The sequence below is a fragment of the Enterococcus sp. GC34 genome, from assembly GCF_040886645.1.
GTDB lineage: Bacteria > Bacillota > Bacilli > Lactobacillales > Enterococcaceae > Enterococcus > Enterococcus faecalis.
The window spans coordinates 224,757-244,787 of record NZ_JBFOEF010000001.1 but is presented as its reverse complement, the minus strand read 5'-3'; the positions used below and the strand labels follow the sequence as shown (position 1 = coordinate 244,787).

General features: G+C 37.8%; 19 protein-coding genes. 3 read left to right on the top strand and 16 right to left on the bottom strand.

What is annotated here, in order from left to right:
- The first annotated feature begins 182 nt into the window (after positions 1 to 182).
- Positions 183 to 791: an NUDIX hydrolase gene (locus tag AB3I72_RS01140; RefSeq protein WP_061101161.1), complete on the top strand. Its 609-nt coding sequence runs from the start codon at positions 183 to 185 to the stop codon at positions 789 to 791.
- Positions 792 to 838: 47 nt separating this feature from the next.
- On the opposite strand, the gene AB3I72_RS01135 is transcribed toward AB3I72_RS01140, so the two are convergent.
- The 4 genes from AB3I72_RS01135 to AB3I72_RS01120 form a co-directional block, all read right to left on the bottom strand.
- Positions 839 to 2,179: an NADH oxidase gene (locus AB3I72_RS01135; RefSeq protein WP_002369384.1), complete on the bottom strand. Its 1,341-nt coding sequence runs from the start codon at positions 2,177 to 2,179 to the stop codon at positions 839 to 841.
- 297 nt (positions 2,180 to 2,476) lie between these two features.
- Positions 2,477 to 2,920, bottom strand: a complete 444-nt coding sequence (locus tag AB3I72_RS01130; protein WP_002357560.1) for a Fur family transcriptional regulator — start codon at positions 2,918 to 2,920, stop codon at positions 2,477 to 2,479.
- A 138-nt stretch (positions 2,921 to 3,058) separates the two neighbouring features.
- Positions 3,059 to 3,991, bottom strand: coding sequence for a cysteine synthase A (cysK, locus tag AB3I72_RS01125; RefSeq protein WP_368023425.1), 933 nt, complete (start codon positions 3,989 to 3,991; stop codon positions 3,059 to 3,061).
- Positions 3,992 to 4,219: 228 nt separating this feature from the next.
- Complete coding sequence (locus tag AB3I72_RS01120; RefSeq protein WP_002357562.1) at positions 4,220 to 5,080, bottom strand: glucosaminidase domain-containing protein; 861 nt, start codon at positions 5,078 to 5,080, stop codon at positions 4,220 to 4,222.
- Between the two features lie 354 nt (positions 5,081 to 5,434).
- Here AB3I72_RS01120 and AB3I72_RS01115 point away from each other — a divergent pair, with 354 nt between their 5' ends.
- Positions 5,435 to 6,625, top strand: a complete 1,191-nt coding sequence (locus AB3I72_RS01115; protein WP_368023424.1) for an MFS transporter — start codon at positions 5,435 to 5,437, stop codon at positions 6,623 to 6,625.
- A gap of 50 nt (positions 6,626 to 6,675) precedes the next feature.
- On the opposite strand, the gene tkt is transcribed toward AB3I72_RS01115, so the two are convergent.
- Both tkt and AB3I72_RS01105 read right to left on the bottom strand, forming a co-directional pair.
- Positions 6,676 to 8,670, bottom strand: coding sequence for a transketolase (tkt, locus tag AB3I72_RS01110; RefSeq protein ID WP_368023423.1), 1,995 nt, complete (start codon positions 8,668 to 8,670; stop codon positions 6,676 to 6,678).
- A 71-nt stretch (positions 8,671 to 8,741) separates the two neighbouring features.
- Entirely contained in the window at positions 8,742 to 8,984 is a 243-nt protein-coding gene (locus AB3I72_RS01105) for a DUF896 family protein (RefSeq protein ID WP_002384502.1), read from the bottom strand.
- Between the two features lie 150 nt (positions 8,985 to 9,134).
- Here AB3I72_RS01105 and lexA point away from each other — a divergent pair, with 150 nt between their 5' ends.
- Entirely contained in the window at positions 9,135 to 9,755 is a 621-nt protein-coding gene (lexA, locus tag AB3I72_RS01100; protein WP_002357566.1) for a transcriptional repressor LexA, read from the top strand.
- 13 nt (positions 9,756 to 9,768) lie between these two features.
- Here lexA and queG read toward each other — a convergent pair whose 3' ends face one another.
- From queG to AB3I72_RS01050, 10 genes are all read right to left on the bottom strand, one after another.
- The gene (gene queG, locus AB3I72_RS01095; RefSeq protein WP_368023422.1) at positions 9,769 to 10,938 is read right to left on the bottom strand and encodes a tRNA epoxyqueuosine(34) reductase QueG; all 1,170 of its coding nucleotides are present in this window, start codon (positions 10,936 to 10,938) and stop codon (positions 9,769 to 9,771) included.
- Between the two features lie 23 nt (positions 10,939 to 10,961).
- A complete protein-coding gene (dfr, locus tag AB3I72_RS01090; RefSeq protein WP_368023421.1) occupies positions 10,962 to 11,456 on the bottom strand; it encodes a trimethoprim-sensitive dihydrofolate reductase in 495 nt (164 codons plus the stop codon).
- A gap of 17 nt (positions 11,457 to 11,473) precedes the next feature.
- Entirely contained in the window at positions 11,474 to 12,421 is a 948-nt protein-coding gene (locus AB3I72_RS01085) for a thymidylate synthase (protein WP_024797084.1), read from the bottom strand.
- Between the two features lie 17 nt (positions 12,422 to 12,438).
- The gene (locus tag AB3I72_RS01080; RefSeq protein WP_368023505.1) at positions 12,439 to 14,328 is read right to left on the bottom strand and encodes an ABC-F family ATP-binding cassette domain-containing protein; all 1,890 of its coding nucleotides are present in this window, start codon (positions 14,326 to 14,328) and stop codon (positions 12,439 to 12,441) included.
- Between the two features lie 110 nt (positions 14,329 to 14,438).
- The gene (locus AB3I72_RS01075; protein WP_002371149.1) at positions 14,439 to 16,493 is read right to left on the bottom strand and encodes a sodium:proton antiporter; all 2,055 of its coding nucleotides are present in this window, start codon (positions 16,491 to 16,493) and stop codon (positions 14,439 to 14,441) included.
- A 35-nt stretch (positions 16,494 to 16,528) separates the two neighbouring features.
- The gene (locus tag AB3I72_RS01070) at positions 16,529 to 16,861 is read right to left on the bottom strand and encodes an ACP phosphodiesterase (protein ID WP_002357572.1); all 333 of its coding nucleotides are present in this window, start codon (positions 16,859 to 16,861) and stop codon (positions 16,529 to 16,531) included.
- Positions 16,862 to 16,938: 77 nt separating this feature from the next.
- Positions 16,939 to 17,415 (bottom strand): hypothetical protein, encoded by a 477-nt coding sequence (locus tag AB3I72_RS01065; RefSeq protein WP_002365662.1) that lies wholly within the window; start codon positions 17,413 to 17,415, stop codon positions 16,939 to 16,941.
- A gap of 11 nt (positions 17,416 to 17,426) precedes the next feature.
- A complete protein-coding gene (locus AB3I72_RS01060) occupies positions 17,427 to 17,621 on the bottom strand; it encodes a hypothetical protein (protein WP_002357574.1) in 195 nt (64 codons plus the stop codon).
- Positions 17,622 to 17,814: 193 nt separating this feature from the next.
- Positions 17,815 to 18,663, bottom strand: coding sequence for a DegV family protein (locus tag AB3I72_RS01055; RefSeq protein WP_368023420.1), 849 nt, complete (start codon positions 18,661 to 18,663; stop codon positions 17,815 to 17,817).
- Positions 18,664 to 18,738: 75 nt separating this feature from the next.
- Complete coding sequence (locus AB3I72_RS01050) at positions 18,739 to 19,911, bottom strand: LCP family protein (RefSeq protein WP_002365661.1); 1,173 nt, start codon at positions 19,909 to 19,911, stop codon at positions 18,739 to 18,741.
- Between the last annotated feature and the right edge of the window lie 120 nt (positions 19,912 to 20,031).

Below are 20,031 nucleotides of genomic sequence, written 5' to 3'. Positions count from 1 at the left end.
ATAACAAAATTATTGTATACCAATCCTTTTTATTAAATAATAGCATAGGTAGTTTAAAAATGTAAGTTAGTCATTTATTCTTTATTATTTCCTTAAACCGACTCCTTTTCTCGCTAAATCTGCCCTTCCTTTGTTTTTTTCTGTTAAACTAAACGTATTAAGTCTATGAGGAGCGTGCGTATATGGATTATCTGAACACCTACAAGCGATTGCTAGCATTGGCAGATGCAGGCCTTTTTTATGGGAAAGATGTTTTTGATCAAGAACGTTACCAAGAACTACGAGAACTTACGTTACAACTTATTAGCACAACCGGACACGAAGCGGCTGTTTTGCCCGACTTAGAAAAAATCTTAACTAAAGAGGAAGGTTATCCAACACCGAAAGTAGATGTTCGCGGTTTGATAAAAAAAGAGAATCGTTTTTTATTAGTTGAAGATTTACGGACCAAAGAATGGTCATTACCTGGTGGCTATGCCGAAATTGGCTACTCCCCTAAAGAAAATATTGAAAAAGAAGTATTGGAAGAAACTGGCTTAGTTGTTACAGCAAAAGAATTGCTTGCTGTTTATGATACAGATAAACGAAAAGACATTCCTCAACTATTTCAGTACTATAAAATGATCTTTTCTTGTGACATTCTGGAAAATCATCCCTTTGAAAAAAACGTTGAAACCTCGAATTGTGCTTATTTTTCTTTAGATAATCTCCCCCCTCTTTCTATCAAACGAACAACGAAAGAGCAATTAATGGCATTAATGAATCAAACAACTGGAGCGCTTAGTGACTAACAAAAAGGATGAAGAACTTCTGTTCTTCATCCTTTTTCTATTATTAATTACATATTTTCTAAAGCGGCTTGGGCTAATAAGTTTAAGTAGTTCCAAGGGCGATCAAAATGTGGTTGGAAGAAGAAATCAGAAATCGCTAAATCTTCGACAGTCATTTTATTTTGGACCGCTAATGATAAAGTATTGGCAGATTGTGTGATATCATATTTAGACATCAATTGACCACCAACAATGCGTTGTGTTCCTTTTTCATAGACTAATTCCATCAGAACTTTTTCAGTTGTTGGCATAAACTCTGGACGATAGTTATCTTCGAAAACAGTTGCTTCGACATCTAGTCCGTTTAATTTGGCACTTTCTTTTGTCACACCTGTTGAACCAATTTTCCAACCGAATAAATATAAACCAGAAGTTCCCTGTGTGCCACGATAAGCCAATTTTTGTTCAGTCAAATTACGACCTACTAGCATACCTTGACGAACAGCATTCGTTGCTAATGGGATATAATTTTTTGTTTGACTTGGGTTGTAGTGAACAACTGCACTATCACCCGCAGCAAAAATATCAGGATTGCTTGTTTGCATATACTCATTGACTTCAATTGCACCATTTGGTAACATGTCAACTTTATCTTTTAATAATTCTGTATTTGGACGGAAACCAACACACATAATCACCATATCTGCTTCGAATTCTTGACTTGGTGTAATAACTTTTGCCACTTTTCCTTGCTCATCTGCTACGAATTGTTGGACATTTTCACCTAAAGCTAAATTAACGCCACGATCAACTAATTCTTTTTCTAGAACATCTGTGAATGGCTTATCTAAATATTTATTTAAAATGCGGTCTAACCCGTCAACTAAAGTGACTTCTTTACCTGATTCTACAAAAGCTTCTACTAATTCAATACCAATATAACCGCCACCAACGACAACGACGCGTTTGGCATCTTTCGCTTTTTCGATAATCACGTTGGCTTGTGAATAGTTTTTACATAATAAAATATTTTCAGCATCAATTCCTGGAATTGGTGGAATAATTGGCCAAGAACCAGTTGTCATTACTAATTTATCATAAGAAACGGTCTCAGTTGCGCCCGTTTGTAAGTTTTTCGCTGTAACAGTTTTGTCGTCCACGTTGATTTCTTCAACATTGTGTTCCATCTTCACTGTTGCTCCTAAAGAAGCCAGTTCTTCTGGGTTTGAATAAAATAAATCAGCAGCATTTTTAACTACGCCTCCAACGTACAAGGCAATTCCGCAAGATAGGAAGGAAATATTGTCATTTCTTTCATATACAGTGACTTCCGCCTCCGGGTGATTTGCTAGAATACTTTTAACTGCTGAAGTTCCAGCATGGGTACATCCTACGACTACGACTTTCATGTTGTAAATCCCTTCTTTCACAATCTTTGTTTTGCAGAGGTGACGTCTCCCTCTGTCTGTTTAAAATATATCAGAGGAATCAAGCTTATTCGAGTTCTATGCTTGTGAATCGCATATAAAAAAATTCACAAACTGTTGCTAATTCTTAATAATAGCTAGTTAATTTTTTGTTTTTAAGAATTTAAAAGTCAATAACCACACAAAAAAACAAGCATAAGAGTGAAAACTCTTACGCTTGTGAAATTTGCCTAGACAAGTGACTTATCTTTTGATAAATTTTTAACAGTATGTAATTTTTTACACATTCTCCTGTTGTGCTTGTTGGCAATCTGGACATAATCCATATAATTCTAAACGATGTTCATTAATTTCGAAGCCTGTTAATTTACTAGCGGCCATTTCAACGTCCTCTAACCCTGGATAATGAAAATCAACGATTTTACCACATTTTTGACAAATCACGTGATAATGTTTCTTCGAACTAAAATCAAAACGACTAGATGCATCGCCATAACTCATTTCTTGAACGAAACCGATTTCAGTAAATAAACGTAGATTGTTGTAAACCGTTGCTACACTCATATTTGGAAAATGATCTTCTAGTGCGCGATAAATTTCATCAGCTGTTGGGTGTGTATGATTTTCGATTAAATATTCCAAGATAGCATAACGTTGCGGAGTAATTCGGATATTGGCTTCTTTTAATTCAGCAAGTGCATTTTTAACCAATACGTTGTCCATCTTTGTATCCCTCCCCTGTCTATCTTTCTTAAATAATACTATTTCTTATTACGATTGACAAGAATTATTGTAGGATTCTCGTGGAAAAAACGAGCATTTTACTAAACTAAGAGAAATGCTCGTTTTTTGGCGTGTTTTTTATTCTGGAAATTCGTAAAGAGCTGTCGAAAGATAACGTTCACCGTTATCCGGAACCAACGCTAAGACACGTTTGCCTGCGCCTAATTCGACTGCCAAATCAATGGCAGCTTTAATTGCTGCCCCTGCTGAAATCCCCACAAGGATGCCTTCTTTTGGCCCCATTAAACGAGCAGTTTCTAACGCGTCTTCACTAGAAACGGCGGCAACTTTTTGATAAACGGTGGTGTCTAAAACGTCTGGGACAAAGCCAGCGCCTATTCCTTGGATTTTATGTGGACCTGGTTCGCCACCTTCTAAAACAGGCGACTCCGTTGGTTCTACTGCAACAATTTCAATATCTGGAAAAATCCGTTTCAATTCATGGCCAACTCCTGTAACGGTTCCTCCAGTGCCAACACCAGAAACAAACGCATCTAAGCCACGTTTACCAAAGACATCAACAATTTCTTTTCCTGTTTTTTGTTCATGTACCATTGGATTAGCTGGATTATTAAATTGCAAAGGCATGAAGTACCCGTGTTCTTCTGCTAATGCTGTAGCTTTTGCAATTGCCCCTTTCATTCCTTCGGCACCAGGGGTTAATAATAAATCAGCCCCATATGCTTGCATTAATTTGCGGCGTTCAATACTCATAGTATCTGGCATCACAATCTTAACTGGATATCCCAACGCAGTACCTACCATTGCTAACCCAATGCCTGTATTACCACTAGTCGGCTCAATAATCGTTTGTCCAGGTTTTAGGCGACCATCTGCTTCGGCTTGTTGAATCATGCTTAAAGCAATTCGATCTTTCACACTGCCACCAGGATTAAAGAACTCTAGTTTAACAAAAACCTCTGCAGCTCCTTCTGGTACCATCCGTTTTAATTTCACAACTGGGCTTTGACCAATTAACTCTGTTACTGATTTTACATAACCTTTAGTCATAATCCTACATCCTCCAATTTTACAAACAATATAATAATTCTTTCTCTAAGCATAGCTCAAAAAAACGATTTCTACCAGAAAAACGAATTTTAGTTTGTGAAAAATTAAATAAAAAAACGGATTATGTTCATCAAATAATTGCTGGTAGCCCTACCTATTTTCACGATAAAAGACCTTACAAAAACTGCCGCTTTTGTAAGGTCCTTCTTCAACTAAATAATTGCAAAATTAACCGATTTGGATGGTTTGACCCACCGATAAAACAGAATCCAATGTTAATCCATTTAGTGACATTAAATTATCAACTGTCGTTCCAAAACGTGCAGCAATGTCCCACAATGTGTCGCCGTTTGCGACAGTGTAACTTTGACTAGCTACAGTTTCTGCTGTTGCTGTTGCAGAAGCCGCTGTATCGATTGTTGTATCAACGGTTCCCGTTGTATCTGAATAACTAGTGGTTTGAGCGACTGGTGCTCCCCAATCATATTGAGTTAAATTATATGCTTCAATTAACCAATTCAATTTTTCGGCATAGCCTGGATCAGTTGCATAACTTCCAGCTAAAGCGGCTGTTGCATCGCGATAACTGCTAGTATTACTCTTCCAAACGCCTGAATAATGGTATGTATCCCCAAAAGCAGTGGAACGAATAACATTGGCATGATCTTGGAACGATTCCGCATAAGAATTATAACTTCTAAATGCTGCTGTGACGGTCACCCATTGTCCGTCTAAATATTCTTTTGTTGGCATATAAACAGATTGTCCATTATAACTTCCTTTTACACCAAACAAGTTATAGTTCGGTGCAGATGCTAACCCAGAACTACCATAACTACTTTCTAGCAACGCTTGAGCAATCATGACGGAAGCATACATATCATTGCTATTGGCAACGGCTGCTGCTGAATTTCCGATTTCATTAATAAATGCTTGCTGGCTTGATTCTGCTTGGGCAGGTACCGCAGCACCAACCACAGGTGCTAAAATCATTGAAGTCCCCGCAACGGCGGTAGCACGTTTATAAGCTTTTTGCTTTTTAAGAGCTTTTTGAATATGTTTACTACTTCTTGTTAACTGTTCGCTCATTCATTTTTCCTCCTCACTGTCTCACTTTTCTATTTTACCGTTAATTTCCTATTGAAACAAGAAATAAACGTATTAAATTTTGAGTTTTAAAATTTCTGTAATGTAATTGAAATCTTGTTTGTATTTAATTAACCCTCTCTACACTTGTGAAAACAACCACTTCTTCTTTTCGTTTTGATGAGATTTTTGTTATTTATCCTCTTACTTTTCTTTATTTATTGTGATAAACTTTTTAATGGACTTGTCACTTTTTGAACAAACTTTATAAGAGAAGTCTGTTTTTGTAGTCAAAACAACTATTGCCGAGTAGTTGTTGTATTACAAAATGAATTACATAGAAATGTAGGTGGTTAGATGAAGAAACAACAATCGGGTTTAACAAATCAAGTGACGTTTTTATTAGCGTTAACTTGCGGGGTCGTGGTCGCCAATATGTATTATATTCAACCAATTGGCACCCAAATTGCTCAGGCCTTTCAAGTCAGTATTGGTTCTATTGGTTTTGTTACTATGTTGACCCAATTAGGGTATGCGCTAGGCTTACTTTTTCTTGTTCCATTAGGCGATGTCGTTGATCGCCGCAAATTAATCATTCGAGTAGCTGCGCTCTCCTCGCTGTCTCTAAGTGCTGCGTTTTTTGCACCAAGTTTTCTCCTGTTTGCACTCTCTTCTTTTTTTATTGGGTTGCTCTCTATTGTCGCCCAAATTATTATTCCTTATGCAGCGGTCATGGCGGGGCCAGCGAACCGTGGTAAAGTAACAGGTCGAATGCTTGGCGGACTATTGACAGGGATTTTATTGTCTCGAACGATTTCGGGTTTCATTGCTAGTGCAGCTTCTTGGCGAACAGTGTACCTAATCGCCGTAATATTCGTGTTAGCATTGGTCGTTCTACTCCAATTAAAATTGCCCAAAACAGTGATACATACTCAAACTTCAAATCGATTAACTTATTTGGGTTCTTTGAAAAGTCTTCCTAAGCTAATCAAATCGCAACCTTTGTTAAGAGAAGCAACTGTCAATGGCTTTTTTATGTTTGCAACCTTTTCAATCTTTTGGTCTACATTAATTTTCTTTGTTAGTAGTCCAGCTTATTATTGGGGACCGAAAGAAGTCGGTATTCTAGCAATTTTTGGTTTATCGGGAGCTTTCGTAGCACCCATCATTGGTCGTCTATCCGATTATTATCCAGAACGGAAGATTGTTTTGATTGGCCTGTTGATGCAGTTCGGTAGTTTTATCTTACTTTTTCTAGGTGGAACACATGTGGTCTTACTAATCTTAGCAATTATTGTTTTAGATATCGGTACCCAATTTGGGCAAGTAGCCAATCAAACACGCGTCCAAAATTTGGGAGAAGAAGCCAGCAATCGTAACAATACCGTCTTTATGTTTTTCTATTTCATCGGTGGTTCACTAGGTTCATTGATTGGTACATTAATGTGGCAAAACTATGGTTGGTCTGGTGTTACTTTAACTGGTATTGGGTTCCAATTGTTCGCATTATTTTTTCACTTTATGCTCTTTGCTTCCAAAAAGAAATGAAGCAAAAAACCTGAATGCTATCACAAGCATTCAGGTTTTTTAATATTTATTTATAGTGATTTATAGGTATTAACCACATTTTCAGGAGTAAAGCCGAATTTTTCAAGAACTAGACCGCCAGGTGCAGAAGCGCCGAAGTGATCAATTGTAATTGTTTTGCCTTCCGTTCCTACATAGCGTTCCCAACCAAAGCTTGCTGCAGCTTCAATTGCCACACGTTTTGTCACAGCTTTAGGTAACACACTTTCTTTATATTCAGCAGATTGTTTTTCAAACAAATCAAAACTTGGCATTGACACGACAGATACATCGATGCCTTCTTCCGCTAATTTCGCTTGTGCTTCCACTGCTAGATTTACTTCAGAACCAGTCGCAATTAAAATCCCTGCTGGTTGTTCACCTTTTTGTGGTGACAATACATAAGCACCTTTTTGAACAGAAGCAGAAGCGTGTTCTAACGTTCCTTCTAAAACAGGTAAGTTTTGACGACTTAGAACTAAAATAGTTGGTGTTTCCGTAGAAGTCATAGCAATTTTCCAAGCAGCAACAGTTTCATTGCCGTCTGCTGGACGAATCACATGAACATTTGGAATGCAACGAACACTTGCTAATTGCTCAATTGGTTCGTGTGTTGGCCCATCTTCACCCACCGCAACAGAGTCATGCGTTAAGACGTAAGTTACAGGAACTTTTTGTAAAGCGGCTAAACGGATTGCTGGACGTAAGTAGTCAGTAAAGACGAAGAATGTCCCGCCATAAACATGACTACCACCGTGTAATTGAATCCCGTTCATTGCTGCAGCCATTGCAAATTCGCGAACACCAAACCAAATATTACGGCCTTCGTATTGACCAGGTTCGAAATCTTTTTCTGCAGCAACCATTGTATTATTTGAGGCTGATAAATCAGCTGAACCGCCCCAGAAACTTGGAACAACTTTTGAAATAGCTTGAATCGTTTCTTTACTTGTTACACGACTTGCGGCACTTGTTCCTAGTTCATATTTAGGTAATTCTTGTTCCCAACCTTCAGGTAATTGATTGGCAAAAGCTTCTTTAAATTGTTTGGCTAATTCTGGATGCGCATGTTCATAGTTCTTAAACATCTCATTCCAAGCCGCTTCTGCTTTTTGGCCTTCGTCAATCATCGTTTCTTTAAAACGAGCAGCGACTTCCTCTGGCACAGTAAAGTCAGGATATTCCCAACCATAAACAGCTTTAGCCGCTGTAATACCCTCTTCACCAATTGGCGCGCCGTGAACGGAAGAAGTTCCTTCTTTTGGTGCTCCGTAACCAATGACTGTTTTAACTTCAATCAATGTTGGTTTATCTGTTTCAGCTTTAGCCGCTTCAATCGCAGCCTCTATTTCATCTAAATCATTGCCGTCTTTAACTAAAATATGTTGCCATCCGTATGATTCATAACGAGCCCCAACATTTTCAGTAAAGGCTTTAGAAGTTGGTCCATCTAATGAGATGTCATTTGAATCGTACAAGACAATTAATTTACCTAATTTCATATGACCAGCCATTGAACTTGCTTCTTGAGAAACACCTTCCATTAAATCGCCGTCACCACAAATTGCGTACGTATAATGATCCATAATAGGGAAACTATCACGATTATAAGTTGCAGCTAAATGCGCTTCAGCCATTGCCATACCAACAGCCATAGCTATACCTTGTCCTAGAGGTCCTGTTGTTGCTTCAACACCATCTGTGTGGTGCACTTCTGGATGCCCTGGTGTTTTACTATCCCATTGACGGAAATTTTTCAAATCGTCAATTGTTACGTTGTATCCTGATAGATGTAATAAGCTGTACAACATTGCAGAGCCGTGGCCTGCTGAAAGTACAAAACGATCACGATCAACCCAGTTTCTAGAAGTTGTTGGGTTCACCTTTAAATGTTTTGTCCAAAGTGCATACGCCATTGGGGCAGCACCCATTGGTAAACCAGGATGTCCTGAGTTCGCTTTTTGTACGGCTTCAATACTTAATGTCCGGATTGTATTAACGCCCAATTGATCTGTCTTGTCAAACAAAAAAATCATCTCCTAATTTAGGTTTTTTTTACCTTTATTCATAGTGTAGCTTATTTCGACAATGAAAGCAATTACTTTCTGTTGTGAAGTCCTTTTTCACGTTGAATTTGTTTTAGTTTTTCAGGAGTCACATCGGTCCCTTCTTGATCCACGACCTTCATTCCTTCGATATGGTGACGCATCCCTCCACGAAATGCTTCTAAATACTCTTTACGTAATTCTTGTTGTTCGACTTTTTCTTTCGCACTAAGTTCTTCCACTTTTGCTTTATTCGCTAATTCATTTATACGGGCAATTTTTTCTTTCGATAACATCAAAATCCCTCCTTACTCTCACTGTCTATATTATAAGAACTGCCTTAAAAAAACAACTATATTCTGATATTTATAAAACACGAACGCTTGTTTGATTTCGTTCGCATTTTATGGTACACTAATTTTATCAATTGAAAGAAGGTGCGGGTTTTGGCGAAACGTACAGAAACAAGACAATTAGAAGTACTTAAATATATATACGAACAAGTCGAATTAAAGGGTTATCCGCCAACCGTTCGCGAAATTGGGAAGGCTGTTGATTTATCCTCAACTTCTACCGTTCACGGACATTTAGCTCGTCTTGAAAAAAAGGGTCTAATCTTACGTGACCCAACAAAACCGCGAGCAATCGAATTAACACCAGAAGGCTTGGAAAAGATCGGAATTCAGCCGACAACTATTCCGATGTTAGGTGTCGTAACTGCTGGTGAACCAATTTTAGCGGTGGAAGAAGCATCAGATTTCTTCCCGTTACCTCCTGATTTACGTACAGAAGAAAATGCTTTATTTATGTTGACGATTCGAGGAGAAAGTATGATTAACGCAGGTATTCTAGATGGCGACCAAGTGATTGTTCGTAAGCAATCGAATGCCAATAATGGCGACATCGTAATCGCAATGACCGATGAAGATGAAGCAACCTGTAAACGATTCTTCCGAGAAGTAGATCATATCCGCTTGCAGCCTGAAAATGATGCATTAGCGCCTATTCTTTTAGATAACGTTACAATTTTAGGTAAAGTTGTTGGTTTATATCGCAATCATATTTAATAAAAAAAGGAAGTCACTTTGTTGAGCGGCTTCCTTTTTTGCTTGTTAACAAGTGAATAGCCTTTTGAGCTTCCTCGATAACCTCTTCTTCAGTTTCTACAGAAAGTAGATAATTTAAAGCTTCTAAACTTTGCTCGGGTTCTCTTTTTGCGAGCTGACCTAACGACCAAGCAGCTGTTCCGCGAATGACAGGACGCTGATCATTTAAACAGAGAATAATTTGTGGGATAGCTTCACGGCCGCCCAAATTCGCTAACGCAATTAAAGCATTCCGTTGCAATGGTTTTTTACCACGCCAAGAGCCTGCTAAGTGTCCGAATTGCTGTTTAAATTCTTTATTGGAAATAGTTAATAACGGTGCCAATTTGGGATAAACTTCTTCAATCTTTGGTTCCATCTCTTCATGAAAATGAAAATCTTTTCCTTTATTATAAGGGCAAACCAGCTGACAAATGTCGCAACCATAAATGACGTTACGCATTTTTTTCCGATACTCTTCAGGCATCATGCCTTTTGTTTGCGTTTGATAAGACAAACATTTTTGAGCATTCATTCGACCGTCCCCTAACAAAGCCCCTGTAGGACACCCTGTGATACAACGAGTACAATCACCGCAACCGTTTGGAACAGGTTCATCTGGTTCAAATTGAATGTTGGTGGTCACCTCACCTAAATATACAAAGGAACCAAATTCTTCGGTAATCAATAGACCATTTTTACCAATGAATCCTAAACCCGCCCGCTGAGCAACAGCGGTGTCAACATATTCGCCAGTATCCACTTGCGGCCGAAAGCGCCAGTGTTCTTTTGCTGCTTCAGTGGCAGCTTGCTCTTCAATAAAAGCAATTAATTTTTGCAACCGATCCTGCAAAATGTGATGATAATCAATTCCCCAAGAGGCTCGCGCAAATTGTCCACGCTTTTCATCTCTAGGCATTTTTTCCTGAGCTTTGGTGGGATAAGCTAAAGCAATGGAGATAATACTTTTAGGATGCTCAAACGTTTTTTCTGGGTAAATTCGTTCTTCCACATTTTGATGTTCAAACCCCGAGTTATATCCTCGCTCTCGTTGTTCATGCAGAGAATCTTCTAATTCAATAAATGGTTCAGCATGAGTAAAGCCGATTTTATCGATGCCTAAACGTTGACTCTCTTGAATAATTTTTTCTTTCAATGTCGGCATTGCTCATGCCTCCCTTCATTTTATTATTTATCGTTTCGATGATACGTTTCATAGTCATGTGCATAGAGATTTTTCTCGTCCACGACGCCGGGAACAGTGGTAACTTTTTCCCAAACAGACCAGTCAATTTCTGGAAAGAAGGTGTCGCCTTCAAACGTTTCATGAATCATCGTCCGATATAAGACATCGCATGCGGGAATCAGTTCTTTAAAAACGACAGAACCTCCACCAATAACGGTCACACCTTCATAGTTGTCAGCATACGCAAGAATTTCCTCTACGGAATGCATAACCAAAACGCCTTCAGCTCGGTAATCCGGATTACTGGTTAGGACAATCGTTGTTCGATTTGGTAACGGACGACATCCCATACCTTCGAAGGTTGCACGTCCTAAAACCAATGTATTATGAATTGTTTTTTCCTTGAAAAATTTCAAGTCGTTGGGTAAATGCCAAGGCAATTTGCCTTCTTTACCAATCACTCCTTGTTCATCTTGAGCCCAAATAGCTGCTAACATAGCTTCTCTCTCCTTTTTTATACGGCAATCGGCGCTTTAATCGTTGGATGTGGGTCATAGCCTTCTACTTTAATGTCTTCCATATCAAAATCAAAAACAGAAGCCTTGTCTGGATTCAAAACGAGCGTTGGGAAAGAACGAACTTCTCGTGATAATTGTTCTTGCATTTGCTCCACATGATTTTGATATAAGTGGGCGTCTCCTAGCGTGTGTACAAACTCGCCCACTTCTAAACCTGTTTCATGTGCAATCAGATGTGTCAATAAAGCATAGCTTGCAATGTTAAAAGGAACACCTAAAAAGACATCGGCACTGCGCTGATAAAGTTGACAGCTTAATTTTCCTTCATTTACATAAAATTGAAACATAGTGTGACAAGGCGGCAACGCCATTGAAGGCACATCTTCTGGATTCCAAGCGGAAACAATTAAACGGCGAGAATCAGGATTGGTTTTAATCATTTCAATCACATTAGCTAATTGATCGATAAAGCTACCATCTTTGGTTTCCCAGTGACGCCATTGTGCACCATAAATATTCCCTAATTCACCATATTTTTCTGCAAACTCTGCATCATTTAAAATGGCGTCACAGAATTTTTGATGTTCTTCTTTGTATTGTTCTGCAAACGCTGGATCTTGTAAGACACGATGCCCAAAATCCGTCATGTCTGGTCCTTGATAATCTGCGCTTTTTACATAGCGTTCGAACGCCCATTCATCCCAAATATGATTATTTCGCTCTAACAAATAACGAATATTCGTGTCGCCTTTTAAAAACCACAATAACTCACTTTTAATCAAGCCAAACGGTACTCGTTTGGTTGTTAGTAAGGGAAATCCTTTGGTCAAATCAAAACGCATTTGATAGCCAAATAAACTATACGTCCCAGTTCCTGTACGGTCTTCTTTAAAATGACCTTCTTCTAAAATCTTTTTTCCTAGCGCTAAGTATGCTTCTTCCATCTTATTCCCTCCGTCTCTTAATCCGCGTATTCACTCAAGTATTCCCAACGATTCATTTTTTCTTCTAACAATTGTTCCGTTGCTGTTACCGCTTCTTGTAGTTCTTGTAAACGAACAAAATCATCACCCTGATGATTCATTTCTTCAGTTAATGTTTCTAATTTCGTTTCTAATTGTGTGATGTCTTCTTCAATTGTTGCCCACTCTTTTTGTTCCATATAAGTCAGCTTTGTTTTTTCTTTCTTTTCTGTCGATGCTTCTTTTACTGGTTTATTGAGCGGTTTTTCTTTGACCTTTTCTTGTTCTTTTTGGTTCGCTAAATATTCACTCATAGGGCCATAAAACGGTAAGATCTGACCATTTCCTTGAAAAACTAACAATTTATCCATTGTTTTATCTAAGAAATAACGGTCATGAGAAACAGCAATTACCGCTCCTTTAAACGTTTGGATATAATCTTCTAAAATGGTCAACGTATCAATGTCCAAATCGTTGGTTGGTTCATCCAATAATAACACGTTAGGCTGACTAATTAATAATTTTAAGAGATATAACCGGCGTTTTTCTCCACCAGACAGTTTGCCAATCAGTGTGCCATGCATAAAACGAGGAAATAAAAAGCGCTCTAACATTTCAGCGACCCCAACGCTGCTTCCATCACTGCGTTTCACTTCTTCTGCTGCTTCTTGCAAATAAGCAATCATCCGTTGATTAGGATCCATTTCTTCGTTTTGCTGGGTATAATAGCCAATTCGGACGGTTTCACCGATACTATATAGGCCACTCTCTAAAGGAATGCGGCCAGCTAAAATATTTAATAACGTGGATTTGCCTGCACCGTTTTTACCAGTAATGCCAATTCGATCGTTTGCTTGAATGAGTAAATTAAAGTCTTTCAAAAGCTGTTTATGATCAATGGCATAATTTCCTTCCTTGATTTCCAGAACTTTTTTCCCTAAACGTTGCGTGGCAAAGTCTGCTTCTAAGGTGCCGTTGGTTTGTACCTGATGCAAGTTTTCTTTTAAATCCTGAAACCGATCAATTCTTGCTTGCTGTTTCGTTCCTCGTGCTTGAACGCCCGCTCGCATCCACGCTAGTTCTTGTTTGAAGAGGCGTTTTCTTTTTTCTTCTTGTTCTACAGCGACACGTTCACGTTCGGCTTTTTCCATCACATACGTTTCATAGTTTCCTTTGTATTCATACAGTTTTCCAAAAGAAAGTTCGAAAATCCGATTGGTTACTCGATCTAAAAAGTAGCGGTCATGAGTCACCATTAAAACCGCGCCACGATAGTTATTTAAAAAGTTTTCCAGCCATTCAATCGTTTCATAATCCAGATGGTTCGTTGGTTCATCCAATAACAGTAAATCAGGCGCTTCAATCAAGACTTGCGCCAAGCTTACTCGTTTTAACTGCCCACCAGAAAGCTCACCTATTTTCTTTTCCAATGTGGGAATGCCTAATTTTTGTAAAATAATTTTTGCATTGGTATCTGCTGTCCAAGCATCTTGTTTATTCATGGCTTCTTCTGCTTGCGTGTAACGTCTTTGAACCCCTTCGTCTAAACCATTCTCACTTAAAGCAGCTAACGCTAATTCATAATTTTTGACCGCTTTTATGATCGGGCTGTCTCCCTGAAACACGGCTTCTGCAATCGTAATATTCTCATCAAATGTTTGATTCTGGGAAAGGTACCCAATTTGATAATCACTTGGCTGCTGAATCGCAGCAAGATCACCATCACCGCTATCTACGCCAGCAATAATATTTAATAAACTGGTTTTCCCTGTGCCGTTAATCCCAATTAAACCAATGCGATCTTTTTCATGAATCAAAAAAGAAAGATGATCAAATAGTGTTTTTTCCCCATATGTTTTGGTTAAATCTGTTACTTTTAATTCTTTCACCGACACTACCAACTCCTTCTATTTTGGTCTTGCTTATTGTATCAAAAATTGGATTATAAAAAAAGTGCATGAGATAAAAATCGTCTTGGTTTCATCTCATACACTATTACTTATTCTTTATTAAAATTTTTAACAAATCGTTTCAGCGGAACATTATTCACTTCGCCGCTAATCGAATAACTCTCTAATAAATTGACATTTTTTCGTAACTCGTTCGCTTCGATAATTGAAATGCGTTCAGATTGTTCGTAATGATCAATCATCCGTCGTTCTTCTTGGAAGCCTAATAATAGGTCTTTGACATAGTCTGTCTCCGTATGAACAATATAAGAATCAATAAATTCGCCTTTTTCAAACTTATGGGCTAAATCCAAGCGTCCGTCAATGAAGAAATCAATTAAATCATCATCATAGACACCGCGCAAATTATCTAAACTCTTTAGAATAACTTGAGAATTTCTTAGAAAAACTTGGCGAATATTTTCTAGTTCTTCATTTCGTAATTCTTTTTCTTCTTCAGAAGCTTCACCACGATTGAAAAATAGCTTAGGATGTAAAAGAATCGAAATGATTTGTCGAGCAAATAATAACCAAAAGCCTACAATCGATAATAATTGTTTGGCAATCGACCGTTGCATCCGTGTAATCAAGCGTTGATACATACGATAACTTCTGACACTAATTTCTCCTTGTTTCAGACTTTCTTCTAGGCCGTCTCGTTCAATGGACACAATTAACGTCCGCAACTCTTGCACTTCTTGTTTTCGTTCTGCACTTAGCTGCTCGGTATACAATTCTTTTAAACGATCTTGATAATTTTCAATGACCGCATTCATTTCACCACGAGGATTCTCTTCATTTTGCTGTTTTAAGACATCAATGACATCACGTAATAAATCAATTTCGACTGACTCTTCATTTTCCACTTCCGTCTCTGAATCAGTTAAAAATGGTAAAACTAGAATCCCGCCAATCAGAGTCACCAAAATAACACAAGCCGTAATGAATAGTAATAACGGTCGTTCTTTAAAATGCTCGCCGTTAATCGCTGTTGGCAAAATAAAGATGGTGGCTAAACTCACTGTTCCTTTAACACCGCCAAAAGTTAAAATCAGCATTTCATTCATTGCGTTTTTAACTTTCTTAAGGCCATGTTGAAGCGTGTAAACACTGAAAATGGCTAAGAAACGAATCAAAAAGACAACGGCGCTAATAATTAGAACAACCAGTAGTAGGAACCAGTTTGAATATTGTTGGTCAATCCAAATTGGCGAAAACACTTGAGAAAGTTCAATTCCTAAGAATAAGAAAACTAAGGCATTTAAAGTGAACTCAATCATACTCCAAATACTTTCGCCAACATTTGACAGCTCTGCTTCAAAAAGCGAAACTTTTTTCAAACTAGACGCTTGCATAATTCCAGCAATCACAGCGGCAATAATTCCAGAAACGCCAATCAACTCTGAAATTAAATAAGCAATAAATGGCAAGAGTAATTCAATCAACAAGTAGCCTGTAACATCTTTTGCCACTGCAGTTTCAAGTAAATGAACAATTTGCTGTTTTAATAGAACTAACACGATTCCGACTACCGCTCCACCAATACTGGAAATAACTAAGGTCCCTGCCGCTTCCACCGGCGAAAATGACCCCGTTAATAAAGCCGCTAATGCAAATTGAAAGGCTGTAACGCCTGATGCATCATTAATGAGTCCTTCACCAGATAAAATGTTCATCGAACGTTCAGGAATGTCAATTCGACCTGATAACGAACCTACCGCCACCGCATCCGTTGGCCCTAGAGCCGCTCCAAAAGCGAAGCAAGCGGCTAATGGTAAAGTAGGCAAAATCATATGCAAGGTCCAGCCGACTCCGACTAAGGTAATTAACACACCAAAAAAGGCCAAGAAAAGAATCATCCCGAAATTTTTCATCATTGCTTTCAGATTGATTAGCTCCCCTTCTCTAAATAAAAGCGGTGCAATAATCATTACTAAAAACACTTCAGGCTCAAATTCAATTTCCTGCCCCATTTTAGTTAAACCAATTAGAACGCCTACAATAATTTGCACAATTGGCAGCGGAATGACGGGAACAATCCGGTTGAATATGTTTGAGAAGGTAATAGACAGTGCAAAAACAATGATTAGAAAGGTAAATTCCATCCTATCATTCCCTTCTATATTAAATTTTTATTGACTTACCGATCAAAACATTTAAGTAATTTTTTCTTTTTAAGAATAATTTTCTTTTCGACTTCTTCTAACTCAGAACTGCGTTCGCAAAGTTCCAATTGAGCGCGTCGTGCTTCTAAACGAAGAAGTTCTCCTTTAATTAATTCAATTTTTTTGTAGCGTAAGAAATTTTTCTTTTGCATACGTTCTGCAAAGTGTTGTCGTTTTTCTTCAGGGATTGCTTGATATTTCTTTTTCAAGTCAGCGACACACTTTTCAAATTCTTCACTCACCGAAACAACTTCCTTCCAAAATTTAATCTGACTAATTATAACAAATTTCACCAAAAGTACAAGCAAAATTGCTTTCTTTTTTTCAAAAGAAATTCAGACAAAACTTAACGCGGGAAAAGCTGATTTCTAGGAGCTGAACATGGTTAATCTTCATTAACAATAATATCAATTTCTGCCTCTTCATTCATCCGTGTTGAAAGAAAAAGAACTATTTCTTCTAGTGGCGCAGAAAAGCGTAAAACCACCCCTCTTCTGCCTTTTTTTAAATACCCTAAACGAATACCGTTCGGCTTTTGAACAAGGACAATCTTTTCGATATCTTTAAAGGCCGTGCCCCGATTGTCAAAAGGATGCGTAATAATACAGTCCTCCGCAAAACCTCTTGCATCGTAAAGAAAACTGAAGATAATCAAAATATATAACACACTTCGAATCATTTCAATTTTATCTCCTGCCGAAAATGCATTGGCCAGAATCATTAAACTAAAAAAAGCAACTAAATATTTTGTTGTAGGATGTTTTGCAGCCGGAATTACAATACTTTTACGTACGAAGTAAAAGTAACCATACATAACGACGACAAATAAAAATAGCAATAACGTAAATCCATCGATAATCACAAACGACTCCTTTATTTCTTTTTCTTTTGAATATCTGTTAATATATCATTTATTTCTTTAATTTCTTTTTTTGATTCATTAATCTTTTTGATAACCGCCTCACGGTTTTTTCCAGGCGGTAAGTCAATTGATTCTTGGTAGTAGTTTGCTAAAGCTTGAACTTTTTTCATTTTTTCGCTTTGCAACAAGGCTATATTTCTTTTCATTTAACCGCCTCCTCTTCCTTAGTATACATTACTTTGTAAGGAATTGCTTAATTTGCAAGATATTTTCTAATAAAAAGGAGTAATTTTACATTTTCTTATAAACAAAAAGTATTCGGCTGAGTAACAGCAGCAAACGACAAAATAATAGAATAAAAGATGAGACAGAAGTAGTTTACTTTTGTCTCATCTTTTATTATTGAGCTGAAATCGCTAAACCAATTGCTTTTTCCCCTAGGTGGGTCCCAATAACTGGACCAAAATGACCGATTTCAATTTCTGCATTTGGGTATAGCTTTTGTAATTTTGCTTGTTCTTTTTCAGCAACGATGCGGTTATTAGCATGAATCACATACAGTTTAACTGGTGTTTCAATCCCAGCGTTTCGTTCACCAATAATCTTTTCTGCACGAGCAAAAGCTTTCTTTGTTGAACGGATTTTTTCAAATAATACAATCTTTCCATCTTCAAAAGTCAAGATAGGTTTAATCTTCAATAGTCCAGCAATCAAGGCTGCGCCATTCGTTAAGCGACCGCCACGAACTAAGTTGTTCAGATCTTCTACAATTAGATATGCATACGTATTGTCACGAATTAAATCTAATTTGGCAAAAATTTCTTCTAAGCTGGCTTTTTCTTCTGTTAAATCTAAAGCAGCTTCTACCATGTGTCCCATTGGCATACTTGTAATTTTTGAGTCATATGGATACAAAGCAACGCCTGGGATTTCATCAGTAAGTCCGTGCAATGTATGAACAAAACCAGAGATTCCTGAAGAAAGATGAATGCTGATGATGGTGTCGTACCCTTGTTCAGCGATTGATTTGTAAAGCTCTAACACTTCTCCTAAAGCAGGTTGTGAAGTCGTCGGAAATTCTTTACTATTATTTAGCAATGCATAATATTCATCTGCTTCAATGTCAATGCCTTCGTTGTATATTTTTCCATCTAAAATGACTGGGATGGGAATTACAAAAAGATTCGGATGATCTTTAATGCGCTCGGGTAAATAAGCTGTACTATCTGTCACAATAGCAATTTTCATTTTGTAACCTCGTTTCACTAATTTTCCACGTTGTTTCTAATATAGCATAAAAAAGGATATTTTAAAATGCTTTCCTTATTCGTTCAGGAATTTTTCGATGGCGTCAGCATTTTTTTGTTCATCTACTTCTAAAATACTGCCTGCATAAGAGGATTCACCAAAATTCCAAGAATCTGGTACCGGAACCGATAATGACTCAACCCCTGCTTTTCCTTTAATCAGCAATGATGGTCCGTTCGTTAGCATGAAACTGACAGGCACATCTGTCGACATATAGCCGACTAATTTCCCAAGTGATTCTGGGGTTCTTAATAAAGTCATTGGATTTTTCATCTGGCTCATTACAGCTGACATAACTTGTTGTTGGCGACGAACCCGACCAAAGTCGCCTTCTTCATCCATCCTAAAGCGAGCGTATTGAAGTAAGACATGTCCATCCATGACCTGTTGCCCTTTTTCAATATCAACGCCATCTAAATTCAGTGATTTTTCTGCATCGATTTTGACACCTTTTGGAAACATAGAGTCAACAATTTTTTCAAATGATTGGAAATCTACCTTAGCATAATATTTCGTATCTAAATTAAAATTTTGTTTTAACGTTTCACGAACCAATTCAGCACCGCCATAAGCGTATGCGGCATTAATTTTATTCGGCCCGACACCAGGAATGTCCACGAATGTATCACGCATAAATGAAATTAATTTCGGTTTTTTTGATGGTCCATTTAGTTGGAGAACCATTATTGTGTCGGCTCGTCCAGCATCTTCCCCACGTGTATCGCTGCCAAGAATTAAAATATTCTTAGCCCCGTTGCTACTTTTGACACCATTAAATGTTTCTACTTTTTCTTGAGGCAACGAGTCATCATGTTCTGCTGCAGATTTTCCTTTTAAAAACATGACTGTACTATAGGCAAATAACAGAATCAATAGGATCACTAGCCATTTGAAAAAGCGTTTTGTTTTTGATTTTTTACGTTTCTTTTTTGGTTTCTTGTCTTTTTTTCCGCGGGGTGGTTGGTCAGAACCGTTGCCACCACCTGAATCTGTTTGATGTCGCCTCTCACTTCTGCGACTGTCCTCAGTATAGCTGTCTTCGTAAACTGGCTCTTGAAGGCTTTCAGCTAGTTCTTCTGGTTCTTCTTCTCTATGTTCACCCATTGATTTTCGGGGATTAAAGGTCTTTTTATGCTCTGCTGGTCTCGATTTTTCATGAATATGTTTATAACGATCTACACGACTCATCGTGTCACTCCTTTACCTCTGTGTTTTATCACCTTTATTAGGATACCTCATTTCGCAGGAAATTCCTATTACAAATATGTAATTTAATAAAAAATGAAACTCACTTTATCTAATAAGTAA

Excerpts from the sequence above, each read along its gene's own strand:
- AB3I72_RS01140 (WP_061101161.1), top strand. The coding sequence starts at position 183 with ATGGATTATCTGAACACCTACAAGCGATTGCTAGCATTGGCAGATGCA.
- AB3I72_RS01135 (WP_002369384.1), bottom strand. The coding sequence starts at position 2,179 with ATGAAAGTCGTAGTCGTAGGATGTACCCATGCTGGAACTTCAGCAGTT.
- AB3I72_RS01130 (WP_002357560.1), bottom strand. The coding sequence starts at position 2,920 with ATGGACAACGTATTGGTTAAAAATGCACTTGCTGAATTAAAAGAAGCC.
- cysK (WP_368023425.1), bottom strand. The coding sequence starts at position 3,991 with ATGACTAAAGGTTATGTAAAATCAGTAACAGAGTTAATTGGTCAAAGC.
- AB3I72_RS01120 (WP_002357562.1), bottom strand. The coding sequence starts at position 5,080 with ATGAGCGAACAGTTAACAAGAAGTAGTAAACATATTCAAAAAGCTCTT.
- AB3I72_RS01115 (WP_368023424.1), top strand. The coding sequence starts at position 5,435 with ATGAAGAAACAACAATCGGGTTTAACAAATCAAGTGACGTTTTTATTA.
- AB3I72_RS01105 (WP_002384502.1), bottom strand. The coding sequence starts at position 8,984 with ATGTTATCGAAAGAAAAAATTGCCCGTATAAATGAATTAGCGAATAAA.
- queG (WP_368023422.1), bottom strand. The coding sequence starts at position 10,938 with ATGCCGACATTGAAAGAAAAAATTATTCAAGAGAGTCAACGTTTAGGC.
- dfr (WP_368023421.1), bottom strand. The coding sequence starts at position 11,456 with ATGTTAGCAGCTATTTGGGCTCAAGATGAACAAGGAGTGATTGGTAAA.
- AB3I72_RS01085 (WP_024797084.1), bottom strand. The coding sequence starts at position 12,421 with ATGGAAGAAGCATACTTAGCGCTAGGAAAAAAGATTTTAGAAGAAGGT.
- AB3I72_RS01075 (WP_002371149.1), bottom strand. The coding sequence starts at position 16,493 with ATGGAATTTACCTTTCTAATCATTGTTTTTGCACTGTCTATTACCTTC.
- AB3I72_RS01060 (WP_002357574.1), bottom strand. The coding sequence starts at position 17,621 with ATGAAAAGAAATATAGCCTTGTTGCAAAGCGAAAAAATGAAAAAAGTT.
- AB3I72_RS01055 (WP_368023420.1), bottom strand. The coding sequence starts at position 18,663 with ATGAAAATTGCTATTGTGACAGATAGTACAGCTTATTTACCCGAGCGC.
- AB3I72_RS01050 (WP_002365661.1), bottom strand. The coding sequence starts at position 19,911 with ATGAGTCGTGTAGATCGTTATAAACATATTCATGAAAAATCGAGACCA.